The following is a 26258-nucleotide window of genomic DNA, read 5'->3' as shown; positions in this document are numbered from 1 at the left end:
AATGACCTCACGCGACGACGAGGTCGAACATGGCGATCAAAGACTTAGAGCTGCCTGATGGCCCGATGTCGGGGCTGGTCGCCTCGGCCGTGGAATACATGGTCGATGCGGGACAGCGCAGCGTCCTGTTCCTGGACATCATGCGCCAACGTGGCGACCAGTATCGCGAGCACGTCGCCCAGACCGCCCCGCATGTGCTGCAATATGCCGCCGAACTGATCACGGACGGGCGGAAACTGGACGAGCCCGTCAACTACGCGCTGGTGCGCATCATTCCGCCGAAGGATGTTGAGATCGACATGAGCCGGCGTCCGTTCGTCGTGGTCGATCCGCGCGCCGGCCATGGACCCGGCATCGGCGGCTTCAAGGCCGATAGCGAGATCGGCGTCGCCATGAAGGCGGGACATCCCTGCTACTTCATCGGCTTCCTTCCGGAGCCGATGCCCGGGCAGACCATCGAACGCATTGCGCGCGCGGAAGCCATTTTTATCGAGACGGTCATCAGCCGTCATCCGGACGCCGACGGAAAGCCCTGCGTGATCGGCAATTGTCAGGCCGGTTGGGCCGTCATGATCCTGGCGTCACTGCGGCCGGAATTATTCGGGCCGCTGATCATCGCCGGTGCGCCGCTGGCTTACTGGGCAGGCGTGCATGGCAAATACCCAATGCGATATTCTGGCGGCCTGCTGGGCGGAAGCTGGCTCACGGCGCTCACGAGCGATCTCGGCGCCGGCAAGTTCGACGGCGCCTGGCTGGTGCAGAATTTCGAAAACCAGAACCCGTCGAATACGCTCTGGACCAAGCAGTACAACGTCTACTCCAAGGTCGATACCGAGGCGGAACGCTATCTCGATTTCGAGCGCTGGTGGGGCGGACACGTCAATCTCAATGCCGAGGAAATCCAGTTCATCGTCGACGAGCTCTTCATCGGCAACAATCTCGCAGCCGGCAAGATCGAGATATCCGACGGTCGCAAGATCGATTTGCGCAACATTCGCTCGCCGATCGTGGTGTTCTGCTCCAAGGGCGACAATGTCACCCCGCCGCAGCAGGCGCTGGACTGGATCCTGGACTGCTACGCCGACGTCGACGAGATCAGAGCTTACGGACAGACCATTGTCTATACCGTTCACGAGAGCATCGGTCATCTCGGCATCTTCGTATCCGGCGGCGTGGCCAAGAAGGAGCATGCTGAGTTCTCCAGCAACATCGACCTGATCGACGTGCTGCCGCCAGGACTCTATGAGGCCACGTTCGAGGCCCGTGGCAACGAGACGCTAAATGCGGATCTTGCGGCAGGCCAGTGGGTGATGCGCTGCGAGGCCCGCACGCTGGACGATATCCGCGCGATGGGCGGAAATTCGCCCGAGGACGAGCGGCGCTTTGCTGCGGCCAAGCGTGTCTCGGAGCTCAATCTCGCTGCTTATCAGAAATTCATGCGGCCGTGGGTGAAGGGCATGGTGACGCCCCAACTCGCGGAATGGGCCCGCAACATGCATCCGCTGCGGCTGCAATACGAGGCGTTCAGCAGCCAGAATCCTTGGATGTCCGCGGTCAAGTCGGTGGCCGATCGTGTCGAGGACAACCGCAAGCCGGTTTCAAAGGACAATCCATTCCTGGCATTTCAGGAACAAATGTCGAAGCAGATCGTCCACGCGCTGGATAGCTGGCGCGACGCGCAGGAGGCGCTGAGCGAGGCCGTCTTCCTCAACCTCTACGGCTCGTCGCTGCTCCAGGCCGCGGTCGGCGTCGACCCTAATTCCGTACCCTCGCGCCACCGGGAGATGTCGCCGGAGCATCGCGCCATGCTCGCGGCACGGATCGCCGAGCTAAAATCTCACATCGGTGAGGGCGGACTCCGCGAAGCGGCACTCCGTGCGCTGCTTTATGTTGGCTCCGCACGCGGCATGGTTGATGAGCGCAGCATCGCAGCGTTGCGGCAGGTTCGGCGCGACCATGCCGGCGCCCGCATGACGCTGTCGGAATTCAAGACGCTGGTGCGTGAGCAGTTCTTCATACTGCTTCTCGATCGCGAAGGTGCTCTCGCTGCGATCCCGAAATTGTTGCCCGACGACATCAACCAGCGGCGTGCGGCCTTCGCGGCGATGCGCGAGGTGCTGTCGGCGAGTGAAGACATCACCGGCGAGCGGGCCAATCGCCTGAAGCGCGTCGCCACTCTTTTTGGTCTGGACGGAGAGGGGGAGTTGACTTCGAACGTCGCTCCTTTCGATCCCAAGGCACGGGCGTCGTAACGCGGATTGGCAGGATCGGGAGTGACATCATGTCGGCCGACACGACGCAAACCCAGCCCGGTAGCAAGTACGATCGCTTAATTGCGGCGGCGAAGGGCGCGCCGCCAACGCCGACCATCGTGGTGCATCCTTGCGACGAGACCTCGCTGCGCGGCGCCATCGATAGCGCAAGCGCTGGCATTATCCGGCCAGTGCTCGTCGGGCCCGAGCGGAAGATCAGGGATACTGCCGCCCGGTGCGGTCTCGATGTGTCCGGTTTCGAGATCGTTGATGCCGCGCACAGTGACGAATCCGCGGCCAAGGGCGTCGAGCTCATCCATGCCGCCAAAGGCGAACTGTTGATGAAGGGCAGCCTGCACACCGACGAATTGATGCGCGCCGTCACGGCCAAGACCGGTGGCTTGCGCACCGACCGACGTATCAGCCATGTCTTCGTGATGGATGTGCCTGCCTATGCAGAGACCATCTTCGTGACGGATGCGGCAATCAACATATTCCCCGATCTCGACGCAAAACGCGACATCATTCAGAACGCGATCGACCTCTACAACCAGGCAGGGTTCGGCAAGAAGCCGCGGGTGGCGATTCTATCAGCCGTCGAGACCGTGACCTCGAAAATCCCCTCGACCATCGAAGCCGCGGCCCTGTGCAAGATGGCCGATCGCGGCCAGATCACCGGCGGCATCCTCGACGGCCCGCTGGCTTTCGACAATGCCATCGATCTGGAAGCCGCGCGGATCAAGGGCATCACGTCCGAGGTCGCCGGCCGCGCCCAGATCCTGATGGTTCCGGACCTCGAGTCCGGCAACATGCTGGCCAAAAATCTGGCCTATTTCGCCAAGGCCGATGGTGCCGGCATCGTTCTCGGTGCGCGCGTGCCCGTCGTGCTGACCTCACGCGCGGATTCGCCACGTGCGCGGATGGCGTCCTGTGCGGTCGCCGCGCTCTATGCTCATGCCCGGCGCCAGAAGGCGCCGACGGTTGCCGCGTGATCGCCATGGATACGATCCTCGTCGTCAATGCCGGCTCGTCCAGTGTGAAGTTTCAGGTCTATGCGATCGACGGCGACGGTGCGCTTCGTCGTCAGATCAAGGGACAGATGGACGGTATCGGCAGCCGACCGCGTCTGCGGGCAAGTGGTCCGAGCGGCGATCCGATGGCCGATCGGGCCTATCCGATCGAGGCTGTGCCTGATGTTCCGGCGGCGATGACCGTTGCCGGCGACTGGCTGCGGGACGAACTTCGCGTCACGCCGATCGCGGTCGGTCACCGGGTCGTGCATGGTGGGCCGGACTATTCGCGGCCGGTACTGATCGACCACGGCGTCGTGTCCCGTCTCGAACGATTGGTGGCCCTGGCGCCGCTGCACCAACCCCACAATCTGGCGCCGATCCGTTCGCTGCTGGCGAATTTCCCGACGTTGCCACAGGTTGCTTGCTTCGACACCGCGTTTCACCGCACGCATGATGCCGTTGCCGACCACTATGCTATTCCGCATCAACTTCATGCCGAGGGTGTCAGGCGCTATGGCTTTCATGGGCTGTCCTACGAATACATCGCCCGGACGCTGCCGGGCGTGGCGCCCGATATCGCGAAGCGGCGCGTGATCGTTGCCCATCTCGGCAGCGGAGCGTCGATGTGCGCGCTCAAGGACGGGCGCAGCGTCGAGAGCACCATGGGTTTCACAGCGCTCGATGGCCTGCCGATGGGAACGCGTCCAGGCCAGATCGATCCCGGGGTAGTGATCTATCTTATCTCGGAGAAAGGGATGTCCGCCTCAAACGTGCAGAACTTCCTTTATCGCGACTGCGGATTGAAGGGGCTCTCCGGCGTCAGCAATGACATGCGCGAGTTGGAGGCGAGCGCCGACCCCAAGGCGAAGCTCGCGGTCGACCATTTCGTCTACCGGATCGGTCTCAGTGCCGGCATGCTCGCGGCCGCCTTGCAAGGCCTCGACGCCTTCGTCTTCACGGCCGGGATCGGCGAGAATTCGGCGAACATTCGCGCGCGCGTGGTCGAGCAGCTCGGATGGCTCGGCGGTACGCTCGATCCCGCCGAGAACGCTCGCAATTCCAGGCTGATCTCGCGTTCCGACAGCCGCATCCCAGTCTACGTCGTGCCAACCGACGAAGAACTGATGATCGCACAGCATACGCTGTCGCTGTTGATGAACGGACAATCGACCGATCCAAGGCAAGAGAGGGTGTCATGATCCCCGTGTTCCCGGATACAAAGGTTGCCCTGAAGGGCAAGAAGGGCCTCGTCGTCGGCATCGCGAACGACCAGTCCATTGCCTGGGGGTGTGCGAGGGCATTTCGCGCGCTTGGGGCCGATCTGGCCGTCACCTACCTCAACGATCGCGCCAAGAAACACGTCGAGCCGCTGGCGCAGGCGCTGGAAGCGCCGATCTTCATGCCGCTGGACGTGATGACGGAGGGGCAGACCGAGGCGGTGTTCGAGCGGATTACGAAGGAATGGGGACAGCTCGATTTCCTGCTGCATTCGATCGCCTTCTCGCCGAAGGAGGCGCTCCATGGCCGCGTGGTGGACGTCGGCCGCGATGGCTTCCTTAAGACGATGGACGTCTCTTGCTGGTCATTCCTGCGCATGGCGCATCTCGCCGAGCCGCTGATGAAGAACGGCGGCACGATGTTCACCATGACCTACTATGGAAGCCAGATGGTGGTGGAGAACTACAATATCATGGGCGTGGCGAAAGCGGCGCTTGAAGCGGCCGTCCGCTACGCGGCCGCCGAACTTGGCCCAAAGGGGATCCGCGTGCACGCGATCTCGCCCGGCCCGCTCGCCACGCGCGCGGCGTCAGGTATCCCGGAGTTCGACGAGCTCATGGACAAGGCGCAGTCAAAAGCGCCGGCGCGCAGCCTGGTCAGCATCGACGACGTCGGCAATGCCACTGCCTTCCTGGCGCTTGATGGCGCCAAGCTGATCACCGGGGGCGTTCTCTATATCGATGGCGGGTATCACATCATCGACTGAGCGCACTCAGCGATAGTGCAGGGCGATCAGCTCGGCGACGCAAGCGGGCTTCTTGCCGCCCTCGATCTCGATCACGAGATGATAGTTGACGCGCAAGCCGTCCGGCGGCACGTCCTCGGTTTCAGCGACCGTGACCCGGCCGCGAAGCTTTGAGCCGGCCGGCACCGGCGCCAGATACCGGATGCGATCCGCGCCATAATTCAGCGTATTGCGCAGCCCTTTCAGGCCCATCACCGATCGAATGAACAGTGGAGCAAGCGAGAGCGACAGCAGGCCGTGAGCGATGGTGGTGCCGCCGGGCGCTTCCTTCCTGGCGCGGTCCTGGTCGACATGGATCCATTGCTCGTCACAGGTTGCTTCAGCGAATTTATTGATCCTATCCTGGGTCACCTCGATCCAGTCGCTCGCGCCGATCTCGGTGCCGACCGCGGATTTGAACTCGTTGAAGTCGCTGAATATCCGCATGGTCGTGACCTCGTCAGATCGGCATTTCCGGGATGTTGTCAGGAATGACCAGTTCGGCCTCTGTCACCGCCATGACCTCGCCAACGCCGACACCTGGAGCGGTCTCGAGCAGCGTCGCCTTGCCGTCCGCAAAACCGATAACCGCCATGTCGGTCACGACCAGATGTACCGGGCGCGCCGAGGTCAGAGGCAAGTTGCATTTCTTCACGATCTTCGATTTGCCCTTCGCGGCATGTTGCATGGCGACGATGACCCGCTTGGCGCCGCTGACGAGGTCCATCGCCCCGCCCATGCCCGGGACCATCTTGCCCGGGATCATCCAGTTGGCGAGAAGCCCATGCGCATCGACCTGGAGGCCGCCGAGCACGGTGACGTCGACATGGCCGCCGCGGATCAGTCCGAACGACATCGCGCTGTCGAAGATCGCCGCGCCCGGAAGCGCGCTGATCGGCCGGCCGCCTGCGTCGGTGAGTAGCGGATGGGCCATGCCTTGCTCCGGAATGGGCCCGGTGCCGATCAATCCGTTCTCCGACTGAAAAAAGACTTTCAAATCAGCCGGAACGTAATTCGCAACCAAGGTCGGAATGCCGATGCCGAGATTGACGAGGTTTCCGCTCTTCAACTCCCTGGCGACGCGTCGGGCGATGATGATCTGCGGGTCCATGATCTCACCCGTTGGTAATGAGGTAATCGACGAGCGGCGCCGGGGTCACGACGTGATCGGGCGCGATGACACCGACGGGCACGATGTTCTCTGCAGTGACGATGACCGTGTCGGCGGCCATCGCCATGACCGGGTTGAAGTTGCGCGAGGTCAGAGCGTAAGCGAGATTGCCGAGATAGTCGGCGAGAAACGCGTGAACCAGCGCGTACTGCGCCCGCAATGCCGTCTCCAGCAGGAACGGCTTGCCATCCACCTCGATCTGACGCTTGCCTTCGGCAACCAGCGTTCCGACGCCCGTCGGCGTCAGCACGCCGCCGAGGCCACATCCGCCCGCGCGGATGCGTTCGACGAAGGTGCCTTGCGGCACGAGATCGACGGCGATCTGGTTCGCGAGCATCTGCTGCTGCGCCTTCGGATTGAGGCCGATATGCGTTGCCGTCAGCCTCGAGACCAGCGTAGCGTCGAACAGCTTGCCGACGCCTTTGCCGGGAGTGGCGGCGTCATTGCAGATCAGAGACAGGCCGGTCTTGTTCTGCCGCACGAGTTCGTCAAGCAGGCGCTCCGGGGTTCCGACACCCATGAAGCCGCCGACCATGACGCTCGCACCGGCCGGGATCATCGCAACGGCTTCTTCGACGGAAACGGCCTTCATGGGCGGAACTCCGGTCGGCGGGCGCAGGTGAATACTGGATCGATGTTGGGCGTGGGTAGACTCTCAGCTTTGATCTGCGTCAAGGTTGCCCGGTCATTCGCGCAGGCCAACGCCGACGCCTGCAAGGGTCTCGTGCCAGAGCCTGCGCACCTCGGCGTGCCGCCGTTCGAGCGTCGCGCTGACGGCGTCCCGGAAAGGTAGGAGGTCCGGGCCCTTCAGAAACTGGATCTGCGCCTGCAACAGCCGGCCGCTTTCGAACTCGATGCGCCGCAGCGCCATCACGAAGGGATCGCTCGCGTTCGCTTCCATCGGCAGCAGGGCCGCCGGCCGGGTCCCGGCATGAACCGCATGCGCGAGCGTCGCGAGGTGAATGGTCTGCGCGCGGGTGTGATCGGCGACGCCTTCGATCGGGGCGGGGAGCCAGGCCATCTCCCAGGATGCCGCCATGGGGCCTAGCGCGAGGTCCGGGACCCAGGCGGTCGCGCGCATGAGAAGCGAGACGATCTCGCTCTCGCGATAGAACTGCGCGTTCAATTCGGTCTGCCAGGCGGCATCGAATCTCGCGGGCAGGGCGACCGCGAATTGCCGTGCCAGCGCACCATGCGCAGAAACCAGGAACGCGGCGACCCGCGTCTGCTGGCGGGGCGGCACGCGCCCGTCGGCTTGCAGAGGTCCGAAGAACGCGCTCACGTCGCTGGCCCCTGCACCGGGATCGCGCGCAGATGGTCATAGCCGGCTGGAAACGGCGAAAAGTCTCCGCCGGCATCTTCCGGCGCGATCAAGACCTGCTTGTTGCCCCGCCAGCGGCCAGCCAACACGTCCTCGGCGAAGCGCGCCAGCAGGTCGGCTGTTAAGGCAGCCTTTTCGAGCGTGAAGGCGTGATAGGCTCTCGGGATGATGACGAGCGCACTGTCGGGAATTTCCACACGCAACGTCTCGTGCAGCGCCCGCGGCGTGAGGAAGTCGAACTCGCCGTTCAGGATCATGGTCGGGACGGATATTGAGGAGAGCTGCGCCGTCAGCGGTTTGAAGTCGAGGAAGGACTCCATCAGGTTCTGAAGGGCGTACACGTCGTTGACCAGCCAACCCTGCCGCTTCACGCTGTCGAGCTTGTCCAGCAGCGGCTTCAGCCACTGGTCGGACAGGTTCATCGGCAACAGCAGATCCTGGAGATAGCCGGTGCCGCCCAGGATGAGGCCGGTGCGCAAGGCGTTGCCGATCAGAAGCAGTTGTGGCGAAAGCTCAGCAAAGCAACTCATCGGCACAAGGCCCGACAGCCGGGCGCCATGCTCGATGGCATAGCGCAGCGCGATCAAGCCACCGAAACTGATGCCGCTGAGGAAGACCGGACCGTCTCCAAGTTCGCCGATCAGGCGATGCAGCACGGCGATGTGGTCGTCCTGATCGATGAAGAGCGCGGGCTTATCGGAGACGCCCTGGCCGAGCAGGTCGAAGGTAGCCACCCGGAATCGCCGTGCGATCAGCGTGTCGCGATACGCGCCCCAAAGTTCGGAGTACTGCGTGAGACCGTTGACCAGCACATAGGCAGGCGCATTCGCCGGTCCGTCGAGCTCATAGCGGACACGATATGAGCCATGACTGAGGAAGGGCATTGCGGAGACCGGCCAGCGTGACGATGACCACGATCCTCAACGCAGGCCTGGGGATTCCATTGAGCTAGATCAAACCTCAGGAGGAGGCCCAGCCTAGCGTTCGCGCAAAACACCGTCGGGAGGGAGTTCGTCATGAACGGGAGAAGCGCTCTCACGCGTTGCTTCGTCAGCCTGATCTTGTTGCTGGTCGGCACCGCACTCGCGGTCGCCCAGCCGTTCACGCGGCGCTCGTCTCAGATGCAGCATGATGGACTCAAAAAGACCTATGAGATCGCGAACTTCCGGCTCGGCGGCAAGTACGACCTGGCCAATCCCTCCAAATGGGAGAATGGCGGCGAGGGCGGCGTGACGCTGGAATCGCTCGGGGCAGGCAAGCTGCGTACCGGATACATCGCGATCGGCAACGCGCGGCGCAATGCCGCCGGTGAGATCACCAATGCGGTCGTGATCAATTCCTATTATTCCGGCGATTCCACCGACATGTACGAACAGTGGGTCAAGGGCGCTGCCCTGTCGGGCGGCGTCCCGATCATCGGCCCCGGACGGCCGATCGACACCGACCGCTACTACGTCATCATGGTCGACCCGCTGGGCACGTGGGGCGCAAGCAAACCGTCCGACGGCCTCGGCATCAAGTTTCCGCAGTACAGCTACTACGACATGGTGCAGGCGAACTACCGCCTGCTGCGCGACGAGTTGAAGGTCGCGCGTGTCGCGCTTGTCACGGGCGTCTCCATGGGCGGCACCCAGACCTATGTGTGGGGGGTCATGCATCCCGAATATATCGGCGCCCTGATGCCGATCGGCGGCACCACGCAGTCGGACGGTGACGACCCCGTTGGCAACTGGACCTTCCAGATGATGACGGCCGCGATCGAGGGCGATCCGGTCTGGCAGGCGACCAAGGGCGACTATTACAAGCTGCCCAAAGAGAAGCATCCGGTGCCGGGCGTGGCGTTCGGCTGGTCGATCCTGGGAATGACAGGCTACGACTTTGCCTATCGGACCACCCAGAACTGGGCCGCAGTGCAGCCTGAGATATTCTACTGGGATGCGCCGAACGAGAAGGCGGGACTGAACGTCACCAATCGCGCCAAGATCTACGACGCCGTCGATCTCGTCTGGCGCAACCGGGTCGGTGAGACCCATAACGTCAATCCCTATCTCGGCCGCATCCAGGCGCGCACGCTGGTGATGCACATCACCAACGATCTCTGGCTGAACTTCAAGCTGGCCCAAAAAGCCGTGGATCGCGTGCCGGGCGCGGACCTGATCGCGCAGGAGAGCCCGGTCGCCCATTACGGCGTGTTCCCGATCATCAACCAGCGCAAGAACGATCCGAAGTTCGTCGCTTTCATGGACGACGTGGCGGCTCTCGATCGCGCGGGGATGTTCGTCGACAAGAATTATCGCGTACCGGGCGTCGCCGAAAACATCGATCCGAGCAAGTCCTTCTGGAAGGACTTCGTGACCTATCCCTATCCGGTCAAATATGCCAACGCCAAGGACAAGATCGGCAACACCTGGCAGATCGGTTACATGGATGAGTATGCCGGCACCGACAAGGATCCCAAGGTCCTCGTCATCATCCACGGCAAGGGCGCATTCGGCGGGCACTATGGCAACATCATGCAATATGCGCTGCGGAGTGGCTTGCGCGTGATCGTGCCAGACTTGCCGAACTACGGCATGTCCGGGCCCGGTAATCTCGATAAGAGCCCGGCGCGCACCATGCAGGATATGCGCGAGGTCATCTACGATCTCGTCGTAAACCAGCTTGGCGTCAAGAAAGCCTATTATCTCGGCCACTCGCTGGGCGGTCAGTTCGTCACGGGGTACGCCCTGACCTGGCCGGATGCGGTGCAGGGCCTCGCGCTCGAAGCACCGTCCGGACTCGAGGAATATCCGCGCGACATTACGATCGCGAAAGACAAGAAGGCACCTCTGTTCCAACCGGGACTCGGTCGCGACTTCGACAAGTGGAAGCAGATCTGGGACCAGACCGGCATCCTGGCGGCGGAGAAGGCCCGGGACGAACAGAGCATTCGCGACTTTTTCTATTTCAAGAAGCGCGACCCCGACACCGGCGTGGTGTCGGCGGCGAAGAGCGGTTACTTCTTCAGCGACAGCGAATATGCGCGCTTCCATACCGAGCAACGCGTCGGGCTTACCAAGGGCAACCCCAACGAGCTCGAACAGTGGTGCAACGTCTTCATCTTCGACATCTACACGATCGGTGCCGAACTCCAGCAGGATGATCCGAAGAACCTTTATGAGCGGGTCACCCAGATCAAGGCGCCGATCTTCCTCGCTTTCGGTGACAAGGAACCTTTCATCCCGACGCCCGCTTTCAACGGGCTGACCGATCTCGGGCGCGACGTCATCACGCCGTTCATGACGCGCATGAGCAATGCCGGCAACCGGCCGATGCTCAAGATCTATCCGGAGACCGGACACTTCATCCACACCGACAATCCGGTGGAATATTCAGCGGACGTCGTGGACTTCGTCACGAAGGGAACGGTCGACACCTCATCGCCCCTCGGCACAGATCGCATGATCAAGGGTTCCGTGGTATCCGCCCTGCCAGTGGCGCCGACACCTCCCGGTGCGGCACCAACCGCCGGTCTCAACAAATAGGATCGGTCTATGCCACGGGTGCAGGCGGGTGAAATCGAGCTTGGCTGGCGGGAGTGGGGCCGAGGCGAAGTGATCGTCGTCTTCATCCATGGCAATCTCGCCAGCAAGGACTGGATCGAGCTGGCTGCGCCCTTGTTTCCAACGGGCCTGCGCGTCATCGCCCTTGACTGGCGCGGCTGCGGGGACAGCGACCGGCCGAAGCCTGCCGCCGATTATTCGAACTACTCCATGCAGCAGCATGCCGAGGACATGCTGGCGGCACTCGATATGCTCGACATCGGCTATTGCCATCTCGCAACGCATTCGACCGGCGGCATCATCGCCGCCCGCATGCTCTTGATGCAGCCGCAGCGCTTCGGGCGCGTGTTCGCACTCGATCCGGTGACGCCGCTCGGCATGTCTTTCAATGCCGATCAAATCGGCCTGTTTCGGGCGATGATGGCGAGCAAGGACCTGACACGGACGATCATGGCGACCGCGGCGTCCTCGCTGTTCGTGCCCGAGAGCATGGCGCCGAACGCCGTGCCTCGATTTCGGGAGGGATTGAAGGATATTCAGGCGTTGTTCGACCGCATCATCGAGCAGACCTTTGGCGTCTCCGAAGGCATCTGGATCGGAACGCCGGTCAACCTCACGAAGGAAAGAGAGAGCAGAGAGCTCGAGCGCCGTATGCCGGAGCTGAAGCATCCGCATCTGGTGCTATGGGGCGAATGGGACGGCTGGATTCCGCCGGCCGATCTTCACGCCATGGCCGATGCGATGCCGGATTGCCGTCTCGTGATCGTGCCTCGGATCGGACACTCGATGAATCTCGAAGTACCGGCGCTCTATGCCGGCTATTTCGGCGCCTGGTTCGGAGGACTTACCGTGTAACCGCTAACGCCTGAAGGGAGAAACGTCATGCCAGAGATCAATCTATCCGCAGAGAACGTCCGTGCGGCGCTGACCGAGGCACTTGGCCGCCTGCGTAAGGCCAACGCCGACTATTTCGAGATGCTCGAGAAGGGAATCAGTTCGTCGCCTCTGCCGATCGCGAACCAGGCGAAGGAGTTTTGCAGTTTCATGCAGCGCAATGTCACAGCGACCCTGGACCTCAGCGACAAGCTGATCCAAGCCAAGGATGTACAGGACGCGCTCAAGCTTCAAGCCGATTTCTTCCAGGAGCAGATGCGGGCCCTGACCGACCAGACCAAGACCATGGGTGAGGCCGCGATGAAGGCGGCTGGCGGCATGTTCGGTCCGAAGAGCTGAGACTGCAACCACGGTACTGACAGACGCGGTAGCGTCAGAAAGGTCTGGTATGGCCGAGACCAACAAGCTTTCTGTCGAAAAGGCACTCCAGAAGTTGCTTCGCGACGAACCCTTGGAAACGGCGAGTGAGCAGCGAGACGAAAAAGCCGAGGCGCTCAGGGAGGAGATCAAGCGCATGCGCGCGCAGAGATCGCGTCTTGAGCGATCACCCGGCAAGGGCAAGTGAGATCCGGTTTGATCGGATGATGCCCCGGTTTTTCGTCGGCACGCTGGTCCGTGTCGTCAACGGCTGGTCGGTGGCCGTGCTGTTCGAGGTTCTGCGCAAGGCGCTCGACCATCTGGCCGATTTCAAAGCGCCCGGCTTCACACGGCCGTAAGCCGAAGAGCGGAGCGGGCGCCGCATGCGCAATATCGCCACATCGGGGCTCGTTGCCGATTTCCTGTTCGGCTTCGGCGCGCTGTTCGCGATCATCAATCCCTACGGACTGGCCTTCATCTTCCTCGACAAGACGAGAGGTCTTTCTGAAGACGAGCGCGCGAGTCTTGCGCTGCGGGTTGCCGGATATGCCTTCGTGGTCCTCCTGGTGTCGCTGTTTCTGGGCAGCCAGATCCTCAACTTCTTCGGCGTGACAATCCCGGCGCTCCGGATTGCCGGTGGCCTCGTAGTCGCAGCGACAGGCTGGTCCATGCTCCACGCGCCCTCGGGCCCGGCCGGATCTCACGAGGTCTCGTCCCCCGATCATGCGACCATGAAACGCATGGCCTTCTTTCCCCTCACAATTCCGCTGACGACCGGGCCGGGAACGATCGCGACAGCCATCGCGATCGGAATCAGCCGGACCAGCAGCCTCGATGCAATGTTCACGTCCTCGATCGTTTCGCTCCTGGTGGCGCTCGCCGTGACTGCCGCGATCTACCACGCCTACCGGAAATCGAGCGCAATGGCGCGCCTGTTCGGCGAGGAGGGCACCAGCGTCGTGACGAAGCTGTCAGCATTTCTGCTGCTCTGCATCGGCGTGCAGATCATCCTCACCAGCGTTTCCGAGGTCGCTCGGTCCATATTGGACAGCGCTTCGCGGGCTATCCAATAGGTGCTCTCGGGATTGCAAGAACACCGGCGAACTGCGAAGTACAGTTATCTGGCATAAATCATTGATTTTGCTGGTGACTTCGAGCAACTACGAACCGAGGAGAGCAATATAACCTATTGGCGGAAGGGGTGGGATTCGAACCCACGGTACCCTTGCGGGCACGCCGGTTTTCAAGACCGGTGCCTTAAACCACTCGGCCACCCTTCCGGACAGAGAATGGTTGTCGCTTAACGCAGTCGACCGCGCAAGGCAACGCGAAGTTGGCGCTTGCGGGGGAAAACCAAGTCCGATGGGGGAACAGGCCGGGAAGGGCGAAGCTCGGCTTCGTCGAGCAGTCGTTCGGCGCCGATTCGCTCACGGTGTGGCTCGGCTTCGTCCCACGACGACTGGAATGCACGCTGCGCTCAATCACGCAGCGTTTGATGACCGGACACGTCCGATGGCCGGCGCTGAGCTTGAGCAACGCACTCGTGCTCGCATCCGCCTCATCCGCACGACGCATGAGTAGATCTGTCGATTTGATAAAGGTTGTATGAAATTGATCACACAACCCCGAAAAATATTCACGCTTGCTTCGACGTTGAAGGTGCGTGTTTACGTGACATCACCCAAAAGTTGTGCTTAGTCTCCGGCCGCCTTCTTCGTCTTGCTGTCCGGGGGCTGGAATGGACACCGAATCGTTTACCGTTGCTTATGCGCGCGTGAAGGCGATCCTGGATGAAGCTGCCGGCGACAGCACCGCTGATTATGGTGGCGCTGGACGTTTTTGGGACAAGGGCGCACAGGCGCTGGAGGCGGCCGAGATCTTCGGCTTCAAGATGGTTGCTCCAGTGCCGGAGGGGCACGCCTGCTGCATCCCTCCGCACGCGCGCAGTGACGCATCCGGATTGATCAAGGGATTGCGCGGCGACGCACCGTTCGACGGCGGCCGGTTCCCGGCGCTGCCATGGGGCGGCAAGCGCGTCGCGCCCGCTGACGTCGACCGCATTGCCGACTGGATCGATGCCGGCTGCCCGGATGATGCGACCAGCGTCGCAGTCGAGCTTGCGCCTGGCAAGCCGGCGAAGACGGCGACGGTGAAGGTGAGCGAGATCGCCGAATTTGCGGTGGCTGCCGACGGCTATTCGCCGGCCGCGGATGCCGGCGAGCCCAGGCGTCGCATGAACATCGATTGCATGAGCGAGCCGCAGCTCGAACGCCTGCGCCGTGGCTTCCGCCGGCTTTACGATCTCGACCACTGGCCGGAAGACCGGCGCAACTACAACAACCAGGCGCTGATCCACCAGAACCATTGCCAGCACGGCTGGGAGCGCTTCCTGCCCTGGCACCGCGCCTATCTCTACGAGTTCGAGCAAAACCTTCAGGACTTCGAGCCCGGGCTGATGCTCCCGTACTGGGACTTCACGATGCCGGAGTACCGGCCGGAGGAGCCGGACAAGGGCCGCATCATTCCGAATTCGATGAAGGCCTATCTCACCGAGGAAGCGGCCGAGACGCTGTTGGCGGCGCTCGACCCGGCGCCGACGGCGGCTCAGAAGAAGGCGATCCTGGCGCTCGCGCATGACCGCGTCAGCTTCACCTCACAGCACGGCTTCTTCTGCTACCTGATCAACACGATCGGCTATTCGGCCGTCACGCCCGATCCCGCGAATGCCAACCGGCAGTGCTTCATCGACGCGCTGCTGCACTCCAACTCGCTCTGGTATCCGCTGCGCTATCCTGCGGAGTATGACGGCGGCGGCACCATCAACCAGGTCATTCACTATCATTACCCGTCGGCCGACGACATCGCCCAGATTCTGAGCCTCAACAATTTCCGCGACTTCGGCGGCGGCAGCATCTACGACGCGGCATTCGGATTCCTCGACCAGAATCCGCACAACACCATGCACATCTGGACTGGCGGCCAGAACCCCGATGCCGGGAAGGCGGCCTATGTTTGCCAGGGCGGGCCGACCGCGACGGGAACGACACCGCAGCCGGGCGCGGAGACGGCGCGCCTGCGTGCGCTCACGACGCGCCGCAACAGCGCCGCGCAGGTCGGCGGCCGCCGCTTTCATGCCCGGCCGGATCTCTATTCGCAGCCGGATTTCGGCGACATGTTCAGCAATCTGACCGCGTCCTACGACCCGGTGTTCTGGCCGATCCACGTCAATATCGATCGGATCTGGTGGGAGTGGCAGAAGCTCAATCCGAATGCGCTGCCGGCCGATCTCGATTCCGTGCTGTCGCCGTGGAACTACACCATCCGCGACACGCTCGACATCGCGCCGTTCGGCTACGAATACGTTCGCAGCTCGCATTTCATGCCGGTCGGGCTCGAGGCGCCGGTCAGCCGCTTCGTGTCGCAGCCGATCAACGTGCCGCAGGCCGCGCGGAGCTTCAAACGCGCGGAGATCCGCCTGCACCAGGTGCCGCAATTGATGCGCTCCTGCTTCGTACGCGCCTTCCTGAACGAGCCCGGGGCCGACGCCTCGACGCAGATCAAGGGCAATCCGCACTACGCCGGCTACATCTCGATCTTCGGACATGGGGCTTGCTACGGCGGTCCCGGCCATTGCGATATCCCGCCGCCGCAGCCGCGGCGCTTCGATCAGCGCGGGCGCAGCCACAACACGCCACGCGTCCATCGCATCGACGTCACGGCCGCCGCCAGGCAGGCGCTCAAGAAGAAGGGCCCGCTGCAGATTACGCTGGTCGTGATCGGCGGCGACTACCAGGAGGAGAGGGAGCTTCTGAAGCTGGAAGGCGTGTCGATCAGTTTCCTGGATTGAGAAAGCGGCGGGGAAGTCATGGCGACGTATCGAATCCATCCGGGCATCGGCATCGCGCGCCTGGGCAACAGCGACAGCGAATTCTACCTCGCGCCGGAGACGCCCGCGGCGATGCCGCTTGCCTGCGACAGTTTCGGCAATCCCCTGCACGGCCCCGACGGGGTCACACCTGTTCCGGTCAAGACCTTCAAGGATGCGCAGGGCCGCGTGAAGCGGCAGGCCGCGCGCTTCCAGATCTTCGTCTATGACGACGAGTCCCCGGAAGGCAGGCCGCTGGCGCTCGGCGATGCCGTGGAGGGCGGCGGCAATCATGGTGTGCTCGTCGACATCCAGTGGCGCGTCTATGTCGCCAACAAGAAGGCCTCCTGGTACCCGTTCACCGAGCTCAAGGGCGAGCACGGCTACGCCCCCGGCAGTGCGCGCCGCAACGCCGACATCACCGGCCAGGACCGCGACCTTCTCATCATCGATCCCGGCCCGCGCAGCGTGAACGCGACCACCAACCGGCGCGCGCATTTCGATCGCTCGGGCGGGCCCGGCGGCTACGCCACCACGTTTCCGCCCAGGGGCCTCCAGCCGTTCGACATCGACACGCTGGGCGAGATGATGACCGACAACAAGGGCCGCCTGGTCGTGCTCGGCGGTCACGGCAATTCGGGCATGGACGTCAACGGCAGCTTCGGTCCGAAGATCGAGGACTATGCCAACACCGACGGCTGGTACGACGACATCTCCGATGGGCCGGTGATGGCGCGGCTGATCATGTATTCGAAGCAGGTCGGCCAGACCCGCTACATCGACGTCGAGTTTCCGGCCTGGGTCGTGGTCGGCTATCCGCGCTTCGTCCCTGAGATCCTCGACATGATCACGATGGACGAGGTGCTGTACGATCTCTATGTGCGCCAGTTCGCCACCGATACCGGCATCTATGGGACGCTCGGCACCTATGACGATCCGCAGCAGATCCCGTTCCGCGACGAGGCGGCGCTGCGCCACTGGCAGGCCGGCCGTCTTGCCTGGAATCGCAACTACCGGCCGTGGTTCTATCGCGACATCTGGCCGATCCTGTTCCGGCCGGATGAATTCAGGTATCTGAACGATATCCTTCAGCAATCGAACTACCCGCACGATCAGGCGCAGCGCGGCACGTTCGATCCCGACAAATTATCGAAGACCCCGAAACGCACGACGCGGCCGACGGCGACGGCAACACCGTCGGATGCACCGTTGCGCGACGCCAGTCAGGGCGAAGCGGTCATGGCGGTGGCGGCGGTCGCAGGTCCGACCCACTATTCCAAGGCCGACGATCCCTACGGACCGATGCGCCGCTTCCTGTTCGATCTGTTACGTCGTGCGGGCGAGGCCAATTCCTTCCAGGTGCAGGACCGGGCATCGTCGCGCGTCCATTCGCTGCCGCTGATGCCATTGCTGTGCGGCGACAATCCGCTGACCAACGAGACGCCGTCGAAGTTTCTTCATCTCACCGAGTACCAGCTCTTCATCCTCGGCCAATGGGCGCGCGGCTGGTTCATCAACGAGAAGGAGGAGGGCTGGCTGCCCGACGGCTATTCACCCTTCGCGCCTTATCCGAAGACACCGCCGAAGACCGGCCGCGAACTCGACCGCGGCGTGCTCAGCAACGTGCTCGGGGGCGCCTTTTGTCCAGGTGCCGAGCTCGGCTGGGTGATGCGCAACCCTTCGATCTACTGGGCGCCGTATCGCATCAACGCCGATCGCAGCGTCTCGGATTTCCTGCAGAGCGCCGCCCAGGCCAATCAGGACCACGGCACCGTGATTGCCGACCCGACCTTCAACGTCAACTCGCCGCTCAGCCAGGACAACGACTTCGAGACCGGTCTTCAGCCGGGTGACCTCACCAAATATATGGGTCTGCCCTGGCAGTCCGATTTCAACGAGTGCACCACGCAGCCGATCAACATCACCTACGCCGACTGGAACAATCTCTGGCCCGGCAGTGACAATGACGATCGCTTGCGGCGCGACGAGAAGACCTGGACCACACTGTGGTGGCCGGCGCATCGGCCGTTGCAGTCGTTCGAGATCGCCTCAGTCTCGAACGGAAAGCCCAATTACGTCTGGACCACGTGGAGCCGCGGCGTCCCGCAGACACCGGTCGGCGACCTCAAGATGGTCACCGAGTGGTCGCTGCTCGGTTTCATCGTGCGCAATCCCTACGAGCCGGCCGTGAAGCCCGCCGACAGCTATCAAGGACCCAAATACGTCAGCGTCGAGCGAACAACCGGGTCGAGGCCCGATCCCAAAAGCGAGGCATCATGAGCGACAATCCATTCGTCGGACATTGGACCTATCGCAGCCTGCTCAATGATCCCGACGTCAACACGGCCTTCAACAATCTCGAATTCGGCCGTGGCACGATCGAGATCGCGGACGGGCCGATGCAGCTGCTGACCGGAACGATCGGCGGCCCGGGCTGGTCGCTCGCGCTGAAGGGATCGCGCGCCTATGGATCGCCGATGCAGGTGCGCTTCCAAGGTACCGGCGTCGTCGGCGGCGAGGAATGGATCTACGATTATTGGGGCTCGCTGGTGCCGGCCTGGCCCAATGGCGTCGACCAGCGTCCGGCCATCGTCGGCTCGGTGATCCGGACCATCCCGCACAGCGGCGGCTCGCCCGGCACGGTGGCGCCTGCCGGCGTCGTGGCGTCGTTCTACGCAGTCCGGGCCGACTGACCTTGGCCGCTTTCGACATCATCGTTGCAGGCGCAGGTCCAGCCGGAGCGGCCGCTTCTCGCGCGCTTGCGATGTGCGCGCCGGAGCTTCGGCTGGCCGTGATTGCGCCGTCCGAGCGGCGCGGGCGGGGCCAAGGACGAGGCGAGGTCTTGTCACCGCTGGTCCAGCCGGTGCTTCGGCAGCTCGGTCTGTGGCCGACATTTCTGGGGCAGGGCTTTGCGCCGTCGCACCGCACGCTCACCTCCTGGGACCAGGCCGGCCTGACGTCGAGCGAATCGCTGCTGGAAGCGCGCGGGCCGTCATGGCGCGTTGACCGCAGGGCGTTCGATGGCTGGCTCACGGCGGAGGGGTGCCGCGCGGCCGAGCGCGTCGATGCGAAGGTCTGTCATCTCGCGCGCGAGGCGGACGGCTGGTCGGTCGTTTGCGACGACGGCAACAGCCATTCGGCCCGGCTGATCATCGACGCGACGGGCCGCGCCCGCGCACTCGCCGACCGCCAGGGTTCGCGGGCGAAAGCGCAGGACCGCCTGATTGCGGCCTATGCCGAGGCGACGACATCGGGACCGGCCGCACCGGAGCTGCTCGTCGAGGCCTTTGAAGACGGCTGGTGGTACACGATGGCTCTCGACCAGGGCAGGCGCGCCTTTGCCTGCATGACCGATGCCGATCTCGCGCGTGGCCTCAGGCTGAACACGCCGGACGGCTGGCGCAGAGCTCTCGCCAGGACGCAATTCGTCTCGGCGCTCGCGAGCAAGATCATTCGGCTCGAACCACCCCGCTTGATCCCTGCGGGCAGTCGATACGCCGCGACGACAGCCGGCTTCCATTTCCTCTGCGCAGGCGATGCCGCAAGCGCTTTTGATCCGATCTCGGGCCACGGCGTGGTCAAGGCCATGCGCTCGGGCGTGTTCGCCGCCTATGCCGCCTGCGATTGCCTCGCGCGCGGTGATGCGGCCGCTCTCGATCGGTACGGCGCGTGGATCGCGCGCGAGGCTGCGGCCTACGCGACGACGCTGAGCGAACACTACGGCAGTGTTTCGCGCTGGTCCGAGCGGCCATTCTGGCGGCGCCGGCGTGCCGATGCGCCTTCACGCAATCCTTCGAGCAGTCTTCTGGAACAGTAGGGCGGACAACATGATGAAGAGCTTCGCGCGAATTGGTCTTGTCATCGCCGCGCTGGGACCGAGCCTTCCAGCATTCGCGGCGCCGGTTCCCCGTGCTTTCGAACCGCCGCCGACGCTGCCCGGACAGGGCAATGTCGTGGCCCTGGAGGCCGCCGTGGCGCCGGCCGTTGGCGGCTGCCGGCCGCAAGGATCGATCTCGCGCAGCGGCTCGATCGTCTCGGTGGTGCTCAACTTCGTGCGCGGCCGCTTCTTCATCAACAACCCGGATCCGACCGATCCGCAACCGGATGGCCTCGACCCCGTCGAGCTGCGCTCCTATGGCGGCTGCAAGTCGGGCCCGGCGATCTTCGTCAAGCCCGGCGACACGCTGCGCGTCGACCTGATCAACCAGCTCGCGAAGGACGACCCGAGCTGTCTGCCCAATCCTCCGGAGGGGCTGGGCTTGCCGGCGTTGGTCGGGTGCTTCAACACCACCAACCTGCACACGCACGGCCTCCACGTTTCGCCTGCCGGCAACAGCGACAACGTGCTGCTCAACATCGCCCCGCAGACGAAGTTTCCGTATGAGATCAACATCCCCAACGACCATCCGGCGGGAACGTTCTGGTATCACGCCCACCGTCATGGCTCGACGGCAGTGCAGGTGGCGAGCGGCGCCTCGGGCGTGCTGGTCGTCAAGGGCGAACGTCCCTATACGCCACCGTCGCCGCAGAACCCGAAGCCGATTGCCGATATCGACACGGTACTGCATGACGTCAACGGCGCACCGTTCAAGGAGCAGCTCTTCCTGTTTCAGCAGATCGCCTATGCCTGCTTCGCCAACCAACCAAACCAGGCCGGCGGCCCCTGGCAGCAGATCTACACCACGCAGGGGCTCTACAACGCCAGCAGTCCGGCAAATATCGCCAACGCGCCGTGGACGTGCCCGCTGGCGACATCAGGCAATCCGGTGAGCCCCGGCGTCGTCGAGAATTTCGGCCTGCAACTGGATTCATCGTCGATCTGGGACACCAATGGGCGCTTCACCAGCGTCAACGGCATCGTGCAGCCGACGCTCACCGTGCCGGCCGGCGAGATCCAGCGCTGGCGCTTCGTGCATGCCGGCATTCACGACACGATCAACATTCAGCTCGTGCGTGCAACGCCGGTCGGCACAACGAACCTGATCGCGACCTCGGCGCTGAGCGGCAACCGCCAGCAGCAGAAGGCCGATCTTCTGGCCGCCTGCAACGCCTCGGCCGGCACGCTGATCCCGCAGTTCGAGATCGCATCAGACGGTCTGACCCGGACCAAATTGCGCACCGTGCACGCCTCGCAAGTCGGCGGAGTGCTTGAATCGAACTACATGCAGCCCGGCTATCGCAGCGACGTCCTCGTCGTATTCCCCTCGGACGGCGACTATTGCCTGCTCAACCAGGCGGCGCCGAAGGCTGAGCGCGTGTCCAACGGCAATGGCGGCGGGCAGGGGCCGACGACGCCGCAATTGCTGGCCTACATCCATGTGCGCGGAGGGCAGCCCGTGACCGGCGACCTGCAGGCCTATGTCGGCAAGGCGCTGTACGATGCCAATCCGACGCTGCCGGACGCCGTTCGCACCGGGCTGCGTGACGGCGATCTGCGGCCGTGGGCGCCATTCGAAAACCTTGCGCCGCCGGCTGCCGGCAGCCAGCAGCAGCAGGCGGTCTTCGCGATCAACTTCCCGGCCTTCACGGTCAATAACGCCTCGTACGATCCCGACGTGGTGAACTTCACGCGCGAGGTCAACACCACGGACGACTGGATGCTGTCCGCGCAAGGCGAGCCGCACATCTTCCATATCCACGTCAATCCGTTCCAGGTGATCGACGTCACCACCACCAACACCAACGGTCAGCAGATCTCGATCTACAATCCCGACGGCACCTGCAAACCTGACATCGTGTATGCCGACAAGCAGCAACTGGCCAACCAGTATTGCGGCATGTGGCACACATTCCGCGACACGATCATCGTCGAGAACAACTATCAGATCCGCGTCAGGACGCGGTACGACCGCTACATCGGCGAGTATGTCCTGCATTGCCACATCCTGGACCACGAGGACGCGGGCATGATGGCCAACATCGCGATCGTTCCCGACCTCAACGCGCCGGGCGGCGGCCTCGGGATGGCGGGCATGCGCCATGCCAAGCAGCCGACGGCGACACCCGCGGCGACGCCCGTAGGCCACAAACATTGATCGTCACAGGAAGCAGGGAGGATTACGCGCGATGAAGATCGGCATTCCCGTCTACGACGGCGTCGACATGCTCGACGTCGCCGGCCCTTTCGAAATGTTCGACTGGGCCGACTTCGACGTCGAGATCGTCGCGGCAAAGCCGGGAATGAAACGGTTTCGCAGCCGGGGATTTCCGTTCGAGGTCGCAAAATCCTTCGCGGACTGCACCCAGTATGATGCCATCTGGATTCCCGGCGGCGATCCAGACGCGCTCACCGAAATCATCAACGATCCGCACCGGACCTATTTCCAGTTTCTGACCAGGCAGGCCGCCGGTGCGAAGTACATGTGCTCGGTCTGCGAGGGGGCTATGCTGTTCGCGGCATCGGGTCTTCTCGACGACCACTGGGCGACGACGCACTGGGCTTTCCTGGAATGCTTCCCGACGCTGTTCCCGAAGGTGAAGGTTGCCGACGGACATCCGCGTTTCGTGCTGGATCGCAATCGACTGACCGGAGGCGGAATATCCGCGGGCCTCGACGAAGCGCTGATGTTGATCACGCTGCTCGGAGGCACGGAGCTGGCGCGTCAGGTTCAGCAAAATACCCAATACTATCCCGATCCGCCCGTCCGGAGCGCGATTCCCGCAGCGCCGCAGTGCCCGCTCACGGGCGTCAAGCCGCCGGGGTCGACGCAATAGGTCCCGCGGACCGACGAATGCATCATCTAACTATCTGATATGTTGAGACTTCGATCGACCGCGTCGGCCTGCATGGTTCAACTCGTGGAACCGTTTCGCTGCTTGCGCGTTGTCTCTGCATGACTGAAGACCTTTCCTTCCGACGCAAACCCTTGACCCCTGAGCAGCGCCAGGCTCGTGACGCCGCTCGCCGGATCGAGGCCGAAAAGGCCATGCGCGATCACGAAGAGGCGCAGAAGGCGTTTTACGCCAACAAGGAACGGCTGAGGGCCGAGCGGCTCGCGCGCGAAGCGGCCGAGGCGAAGGACTGACCGAACGCGGTCGCCGCCCGCAATCTTCTGAAGCGATCTCCCAACCGGAGATTGGCAGCTAATGCCGGTTGGACATTCCCCTCGCGCTCAAAGCCAGCTTGAGCGCCTGGACGGCGCCGGCAAACGCGCCGCGGGGCGCTTGCGCCTCGATCGCTTCGGCCGCGATGCGACAATCGTCGGCGACCTTGAGCAACCCGCTTCGCGCGAGATCCATGGTGGAGAGGGCGGCCTGCTCCAGGCAGACCCGTTCAAGCCGTCGAAACTCCCGCAGCTCTTTGTTCATGCGTCAGCTCTCGATGTCCCCCGGCCCATCCGGCGCCGAGTCTGCTTAACGGACGGTAAACATCTCTGCCTAGCCGATTTGGCTGGCGCGGCGCTGGTGCGTGCCGTGCTCACGCCCGGGCTGCGGCGGCACCACCGCGCAGGCTTGACGGCCTCTGCCTTCCGGGAGGAAGATTCAAATGATCCTAAACTGACGAGAACCACGGAGACGTTCGCTCCTAACCAGTCCGATTCTCCTCAGCGAAAACGCATTGGAGCTGACCATGACCACGTTCGACAAGCGCGAGCAGGGCTTTGAGGCCAAATTCGCCCACGACGAGGAATTCATGTTCAAGGCCACGGCCCGGTCCAACAAGCTGCTCGGGCTCTGGGCCGCGGGCCAGCTCGGGCTCAGTGGCGATGCCGCGGCAACCTACGCAACCGCGCTGGTGACGGACAATCTGGAGAGCCAGACCATCGACGATGTCGTGGACAAGGTGTCCGGCGATCTTGCCGCCAAGGGCGTGGCGCGCGAGCAGGTCGCCCAGAAGCTTCAGGAGTGCCTGCACCAGGCGCTCGCGCAGCTCGAAGCAAGCAAACAATAAGAAGGCCGGCCGTTACCCTCACTCGGCGTGCTTGCGCATTCCGGAGTCGCTGAGCCTGTCGACGTAGGCAATGCCGATCGCCGAGGCGATGAAGGTGATGTGGATCAGGACCTGCCACATTACGCCGGTCTCGGTGAAGCCGGCGCGGTTCGAGCCGAGATTGCCGGCCTCGATGAAGGTGCGCAGCAGCGCGATCGAGGAGATGCCGATGATGGCCATGGCGAGCTTGATCTTCAGAACGCTCGCATTGACGTGGCCGAGCCATTCCGGCTCGTCGGGATGACCCTGAAGGTCGAGCCGCGAAACGAAGGTTTCGTAGCCGCCGACGATGACCATCACGAGCAGGTTGGAGATCATCACGACGTCGATCAGCGCCAGCACGCTCATCATGATCTGCTGTTCGGTGAGGTCGATCGCGTGCCAGGAAAGATGCCAGAGCTCCTTGAGGAACAGCACGATGTAGACGCATTGCGCCACGATCAGTCCGAGATAGAGCGGCAGTTGCAGCCAGCGCGAGCCGAAGATGATCATCGGCAGCAGGCCCAAACGCGGGGACGGCGGGCGGGGTTCGGTCCTGGGTGCAGGCTCAACCGACATTCAGGCAGCATCCTCGCGAGTTGAGATGATCTCGCTTTCATGTAACCCGACAAGATGGCCGGTGGAAGACGGCCAAGCCGCCGGCTGCGCCCGACAGATCGCGCCGTCTCGTGCTACCGTGCCGAACGGCCAAAGAGCGAGGGCTTGAATGAGGAGGCAGGGGTGTCTTGGAGCGGCTTCGGCAAAGGGCTCGGCGGGATCGCGGTCGCCGTCGCAATCGTGGTTGGCACCGGTGGCGCGGAGGTCTCGGCGACGCCGCTGACGCCGTTTCGCTACGAGGCGCAGGCGCAACGTCATTGCCCGCACGACCAGGTGGTCTGGCTCGATTTCAGGAAGGGCGTCTATTACGGCAAGGGCCAGAAACGGTATGGGCAAGGTTTCGACGGCAGCTTCGTCTGCCTGAGCGAGGCCCGCGACAGCTTTTATCGCCGCTCGCTATTGGGCCTGCGTTGAGCAGCGCGTGATTCGGAAGTTTGGGGACGGCTATTTCCGGCCCGGCAGCTTCACCGGCACGTGCGGGGAGGTGCTGATCACCCGGGGACTTCCGTCAGGATAGGTGCGGTCGCCGCGGATCAGCGATTCCAGAACCAGAAAAAATTTCTCAGCAAGCATTTGCGTCACCCTCGTTGGTGATGGCCTCTTGAAATGAGTCGAGGCGCCGAACGCAGAAATTCAATCAACTAAACGGGAGCAGGGCAATACCGGACAGAGCTGTATGCTGCATCGCGGTGTAGTTGTGGTTAGAAAGCAGGAGCGTGGTGGTGGTGCTCAGCCGAAGGCCAATGCCACGAGGCTCGAGCAGAGGAGAACCAAGCCGCCGGCGGTCAGTGCCAGGAAGCCATCGGATACGAAGTCATGGTTACGCATGGGACACCTGCCACTCTCGTGTTCGATGCTCGGTCGGATCGATTAAAATTGTCCGAACGGGCCGTCTTGAAAGAGGTGATCCTTGCCGTCCGCGCGAATGCCCTCAGGCCCTCGTGCGGTAACCTTCAAACGCATGGGCCAGGAAGATCCCCGCGCTTACCAGACCCATCAGTGCCGAAACCGTCTCGATCATCGTCAAATTCCAGTTCGCCCCTGCAACCGAGAAAACGCGTGCGGCCTTGCACAGTCAAAAGAATTCCAGTGAGCCACAAGACAATGGGGGTGGAGTGAGGATTTGGCGCAACAGAATGTCCAGGAGTGGCACAGAGCAGGGTGCCTGCGCTCCGTAAATCAACGGGGGAGAGGCGAACGTCCCGTTTACCATCCCGGCGTGAACGCTGTGGGCTCCCCATTTCCGCCGTGTTCGGGTTGCGTTATCCTTACTGCTTCCGACGCGGTGGTGGGCCGCCTCGGATTAAGGGACCG

Annotated in this window: 27 protein-coding genes and 1 tRNA gene; 19 read left to right on the top strand and 9 right to left on the bottom strand. The window is 63.2% G+C overall.

The features are described 5' to 3' along the window. Window positions 1-29: 29 nt before the first annotated feature. The 4 genes from ACKWRH_RS22520 to fabI are packed head-to-tail and all read left to right on the top strand — an operon-like array spanning window position 30 to window position 5249. The gene (locus ACKWRH_RS22520; RefSeq protein ID WP_445215302.1) at window positions 30-2252 is read left to right on the top strand and encodes a DUF3141 domain-containing protein; all 2223 of its coding nucleotides are present in this window, start codon (window positions 30-32) and stop codon (window positions 2250-2252) included. A 29-nt stretch (window positions 2253-2281) separates the two neighbouring features. Then, the gene (locus ACKWRH_RS22515) at window positions 2282-3244 is read left to right on the top strand and encodes a phosphate acetyltransferase (RefSeq protein ID WP_445215301.1); all 963 of its coding nucleotides are present in this window, start codon (window positions 2282-2284) and stop codon (window positions 3242-3244) included. Between the two features lie 5 nt (window positions 3245-3249). Further along, window positions 3250-4464 carry an acetate/propionate family kinase gene (locus ACKWRH_RS22510; RefSeq protein WP_445215300.1) on the top strand — a complete coding sequence of 405 codons (1215 nt, stop codon included), beginning with the start codon at window positions 3250-3252 and terminating at the stop codon, window positions 4462-4464. Then, complete coding sequence (gene fabI / locus ACKWRH_RS22505; protein WP_028147828.1) at window positions 4461-5249, top strand: enoyl-ACP reductase FabI; 789 nt, start codon at window positions 4461-4463, stop codon at window positions 5247-5249. The genes ACKWRH_RS22510 and fabI overlap by 4 nt, the downstream gene beginning before the upstream one ends. A gap of 6 nt (window positions 5250-5255) precedes the next feature. Here fabI and ACKWRH_RS22500 read toward each other — a convergent pair whose 3' ends face one another. From ACKWRH_RS22500 to ACKWRH_RS22480, 5 genes are all read right to left on the bottom strand, one after another. Next, window positions 5256-5714, bottom strand: coding sequence for a MaoC family dehydratase (locus ACKWRH_RS22500; protein ID WP_038932905.1), 459 nt, complete (start codon window positions 5712-5714; stop codon window positions 5256-5258). Window positions 5715-5727: 13 nt separating this feature from the next. Next, entirely contained in the window at window positions 5728-6378 is a 651-nt protein-coding gene (locus ACKWRH_RS22495) for a 3-oxoacid CoA-transferase subunit B (protein ID WP_445215299.1), read from the bottom strand. Window positions 6379-6382: 4 nt separating this feature from the next. Continuing rightward, the gene (locus ACKWRH_RS22490) at window positions 6383-7030 is read right to left on the bottom strand and encodes a CoA transferase subunit A (protein ID WP_038944143.1); all 648 of its coding nucleotides are present in this window, start codon (window positions 7028-7030) and stop codon (window positions 6383-6385) included. A 93-nt stretch (window positions 7031-7123) separates the two neighbouring features. After that, the gene (locus tag ACKWRH_RS22485) at window positions 7124-7720 is read right to left on the bottom strand and encodes a hypothetical protein (RefSeq protein WP_445215298.1); all 597 of its coding nucleotides are present in this window, start codon (window positions 7718-7720) and stop codon (window positions 7124-7126) included. Continuing rightward, a complete protein-coding gene (locus tag ACKWRH_RS22480) occupies window positions 7717-8643 on the bottom strand; it encodes an alpha/beta fold hydrolase (RefSeq protein ID WP_445215297.1) in 927 nt (308 codons plus the stop codon). Before ACKWRH_RS22480 ends, ACKWRH_RS22485 begins: the two co-directional genes overlap by 4 nt. 132 nt (window positions 8644-8775) lie before the next feature. On the opposite strand from ACKWRH_RS22480, the gene ACKWRH_RS22475 reads away from it, so the two are divergent. Genes ACKWRH_RS22475 through ACKWRH_RS22450 form a run of 6 tightly spaced genes read left to right on the top strand, consistent with a single transcriptional unit; the run spans window position 8776 to window position 13625 of the window. Further along, window positions 8776-11283: an alpha/beta hydrolase gene (locus ACKWRH_RS22475; RefSeq protein ID WP_445215296.1), complete on the top strand. Its 2508-nt coding sequence runs from the start codon at window positions 8776-8778 to the stop codon at window positions 11281-11283. 9 nt (window positions 11284-11292) lie between these two features. After that, entirely contained in the window at window positions 11293-12156 is an 864-nt protein-coding gene (locus ACKWRH_RS22470; RefSeq protein WP_445215295.1) for an alpha/beta fold hydrolase, read from the top strand. Between the two features lie 27 nt (window positions 12157-12183). Continuing rightward, entirely contained in the window at window positions 12184-12534 is a 351-nt protein-coding gene (locus ACKWRH_RS22465; RefSeq protein ID WP_445215294.1) for a phasin, read from the top strand. Between the two features lie 49 nt (window positions 12535-12583). Beyond that, a complete protein-coding gene (locus ACKWRH_RS22460) occupies window positions 12584-12760 on the top strand; it encodes a hypothetical protein (RefSeq protein ID WP_014495244.1) in 177 nt (58 codons plus the stop codon). Window positions 12761-12776: 16 nt separating this feature from the next. Beyond that, a complete protein-coding gene (locus ACKWRH_RS22455) occupies window positions 12777-12911 on the top strand; it encodes a hypothetical protein (protein ID WP_445215293.1) in 135 nt (44 codons plus the stop codon). A gap of 24 nt (window positions 12912-12935) precedes the next feature. Next, window positions 12936-13625: a MarC family protein gene (locus ACKWRH_RS22450; protein ID WP_445215292.1), complete on the top strand. Its 690-nt coding sequence runs from the start codon at window positions 12936-12938 to the stop codon at window positions 13623-13625. Between the two features lie 117 nt (window positions 13626-13742). On the opposite strand, the gene ACKWRH_RS22445 is transcribed toward ACKWRH_RS22450, so the two are convergent. Beyond that, window positions 13743-13832 (bottom strand) — tRNA-Ser (locus tag ACKWRH_RS22445). A gap of 458 nt (window positions 13833-14290) precedes the next feature. Here ACKWRH_RS22445 and ACKWRH_RS22440 point away from each other — a divergent pair. From ACKWRH_RS22440 to ACKWRH_RS22410, 7 genes are all read left to right on the top strand, one after another. Continuing rightward, complete coding sequence (locus tag ACKWRH_RS22440) at window positions 14291-16399, top strand: tyrosinase family protein (RefSeq protein ID WP_445215291.1); 2109 nt, start codon at window positions 14291-14293, stop codon at window positions 16397-16399. Window positions 16400-16417: 18 nt separating this feature from the next. Then, window positions 16418-18697 (top strand): LodA/GoxA family CTQ-dependent oxidase, encoded by a 2280-nt coding sequence (locus ACKWRH_RS22435; protein ID WP_445215290.1) that lies wholly within the window; start codon window positions 16418-16420, stop codon window positions 18695-18697. Beyond that, window positions 18694-19110, top strand: coding sequence for a hypothetical protein (locus ACKWRH_RS22430; protein WP_071913888.1), 417 nt, complete (start codon window positions 18694-18696; stop codon window positions 19108-19110). The genes ACKWRH_RS22435 and ACKWRH_RS22430 overlap by 4 nt, the downstream gene beginning before the upstream one ends. Before the next feature lie 71 nt (window positions 19111-19181). Further along, window positions 19182-20234, top strand: coding sequence for an NAD(P)/FAD-dependent oxidoreductase (locus ACKWRH_RS22425; RefSeq protein ID WP_445222455.1), 1053 nt, complete (start codon window positions 19182-19184; stop codon window positions 20232-20234). A 10-nt stretch (window positions 20235-20244) separates the two neighbouring features. Further along, the gene (locus ACKWRH_RS22420; RefSeq protein ID WP_445215289.1) at window positions 20245-22452 is read left to right on the top strand and encodes a multicopper oxidase family protein; all 2208 of its coding nucleotides are present in this window, start codon (window positions 20245-20247) and stop codon (window positions 22450-22452) included. Window positions 22453-22483: 31 nt separating this feature from the next. After that, window positions 22484-23131: a DJ-1/PfpI family protein gene (locus ACKWRH_RS22415; protein ID WP_445215288.1), complete on the top strand. Its 648-nt coding sequence runs from the start codon at window positions 22484-22486 to the stop codon at window positions 23129-23131. A gap of 119 nt (window positions 23132-23250) precedes the next feature. Then, on the top strand, window positions 23251-23442 hold the full coding sequence (locus ACKWRH_RS22410; protein ID WP_445215287.1) for a hypothetical protein: 192 nt from the start codon (window positions 23251-23253) through the stop codon (window positions 23440-23442). Between the two features lie 58 nt (window positions 23443-23500). On the opposite strand, the gene ACKWRH_RS22405 is transcribed toward ACKWRH_RS22410, so the two are convergent. After that, window positions 23501-23725, bottom strand: coding sequence for a hypothetical protein (locus tag ACKWRH_RS22405; RefSeq protein WP_445215286.1), 225 nt, complete (start codon window positions 23723-23725; stop codon window positions 23501-23503). Window positions 23726-23987: 262 nt separating this feature from the next. Between ACKWRH_RS22405 and ACKWRH_RS22400 the strand changes: the two genes are divergently transcribed. Next, on the top strand, window positions 23988-24308 hold the full coding sequence (locus ACKWRH_RS22400) for a DUF1476 domain-containing protein (protein WP_445215285.1): 321 nt from the start codon (window positions 23988-23990) through the stop codon (window positions 24306-24308). An 18-nt stretch (window positions 24309-24326) separates the two neighbouring features. On the opposite strand, the gene ACKWRH_RS22395 is transcribed toward ACKWRH_RS22400, so the two are convergent. Continuing rightward, window positions 24327-24905: a TIGR00645 family protein gene (locus ACKWRH_RS22395; protein ID WP_445215284.1), complete on the bottom strand. Its 579-nt coding sequence runs from the start codon at window positions 24903-24905 to the stop codon at window positions 24327-24329. A gap of 162 nt (window positions 24906-25067) precedes the next feature. Between ACKWRH_RS22395 and ACKWRH_RS22390 the strand changes: the two genes are divergently transcribed. Then, window positions 25068-25358 carry a hypothetical protein gene (locus ACKWRH_RS22390; protein WP_445215283.1) on the top strand — a complete coding sequence of 97 codons (291 nt, stop codon included), beginning with the start codon at window positions 25068-25070 and terminating at the stop codon, window positions 25356-25358. A gap of 30 nt (window positions 25359-25388) precedes the next feature. Here the strand turns inward: ACKWRH_RS22390 and ACKWRH_RS22385 are convergent, their stop codons facing one another. Then, a complete protein-coding gene (locus ACKWRH_RS22385; protein ID WP_282519191.1) occupies window positions 25389-25517 on the bottom strand; it encodes a hypothetical protein in 129 nt (42 codons plus the stop codon). Between the last annotated feature and the right edge of the window lie 741 nt (window positions 25518-26258).

This window comes from Bradyrhizobium sp. Pa8 (assembly GCF_052588265.1).
This window is presented reverse-complemented; position numbering and strand designations above follow the sequence as displayed.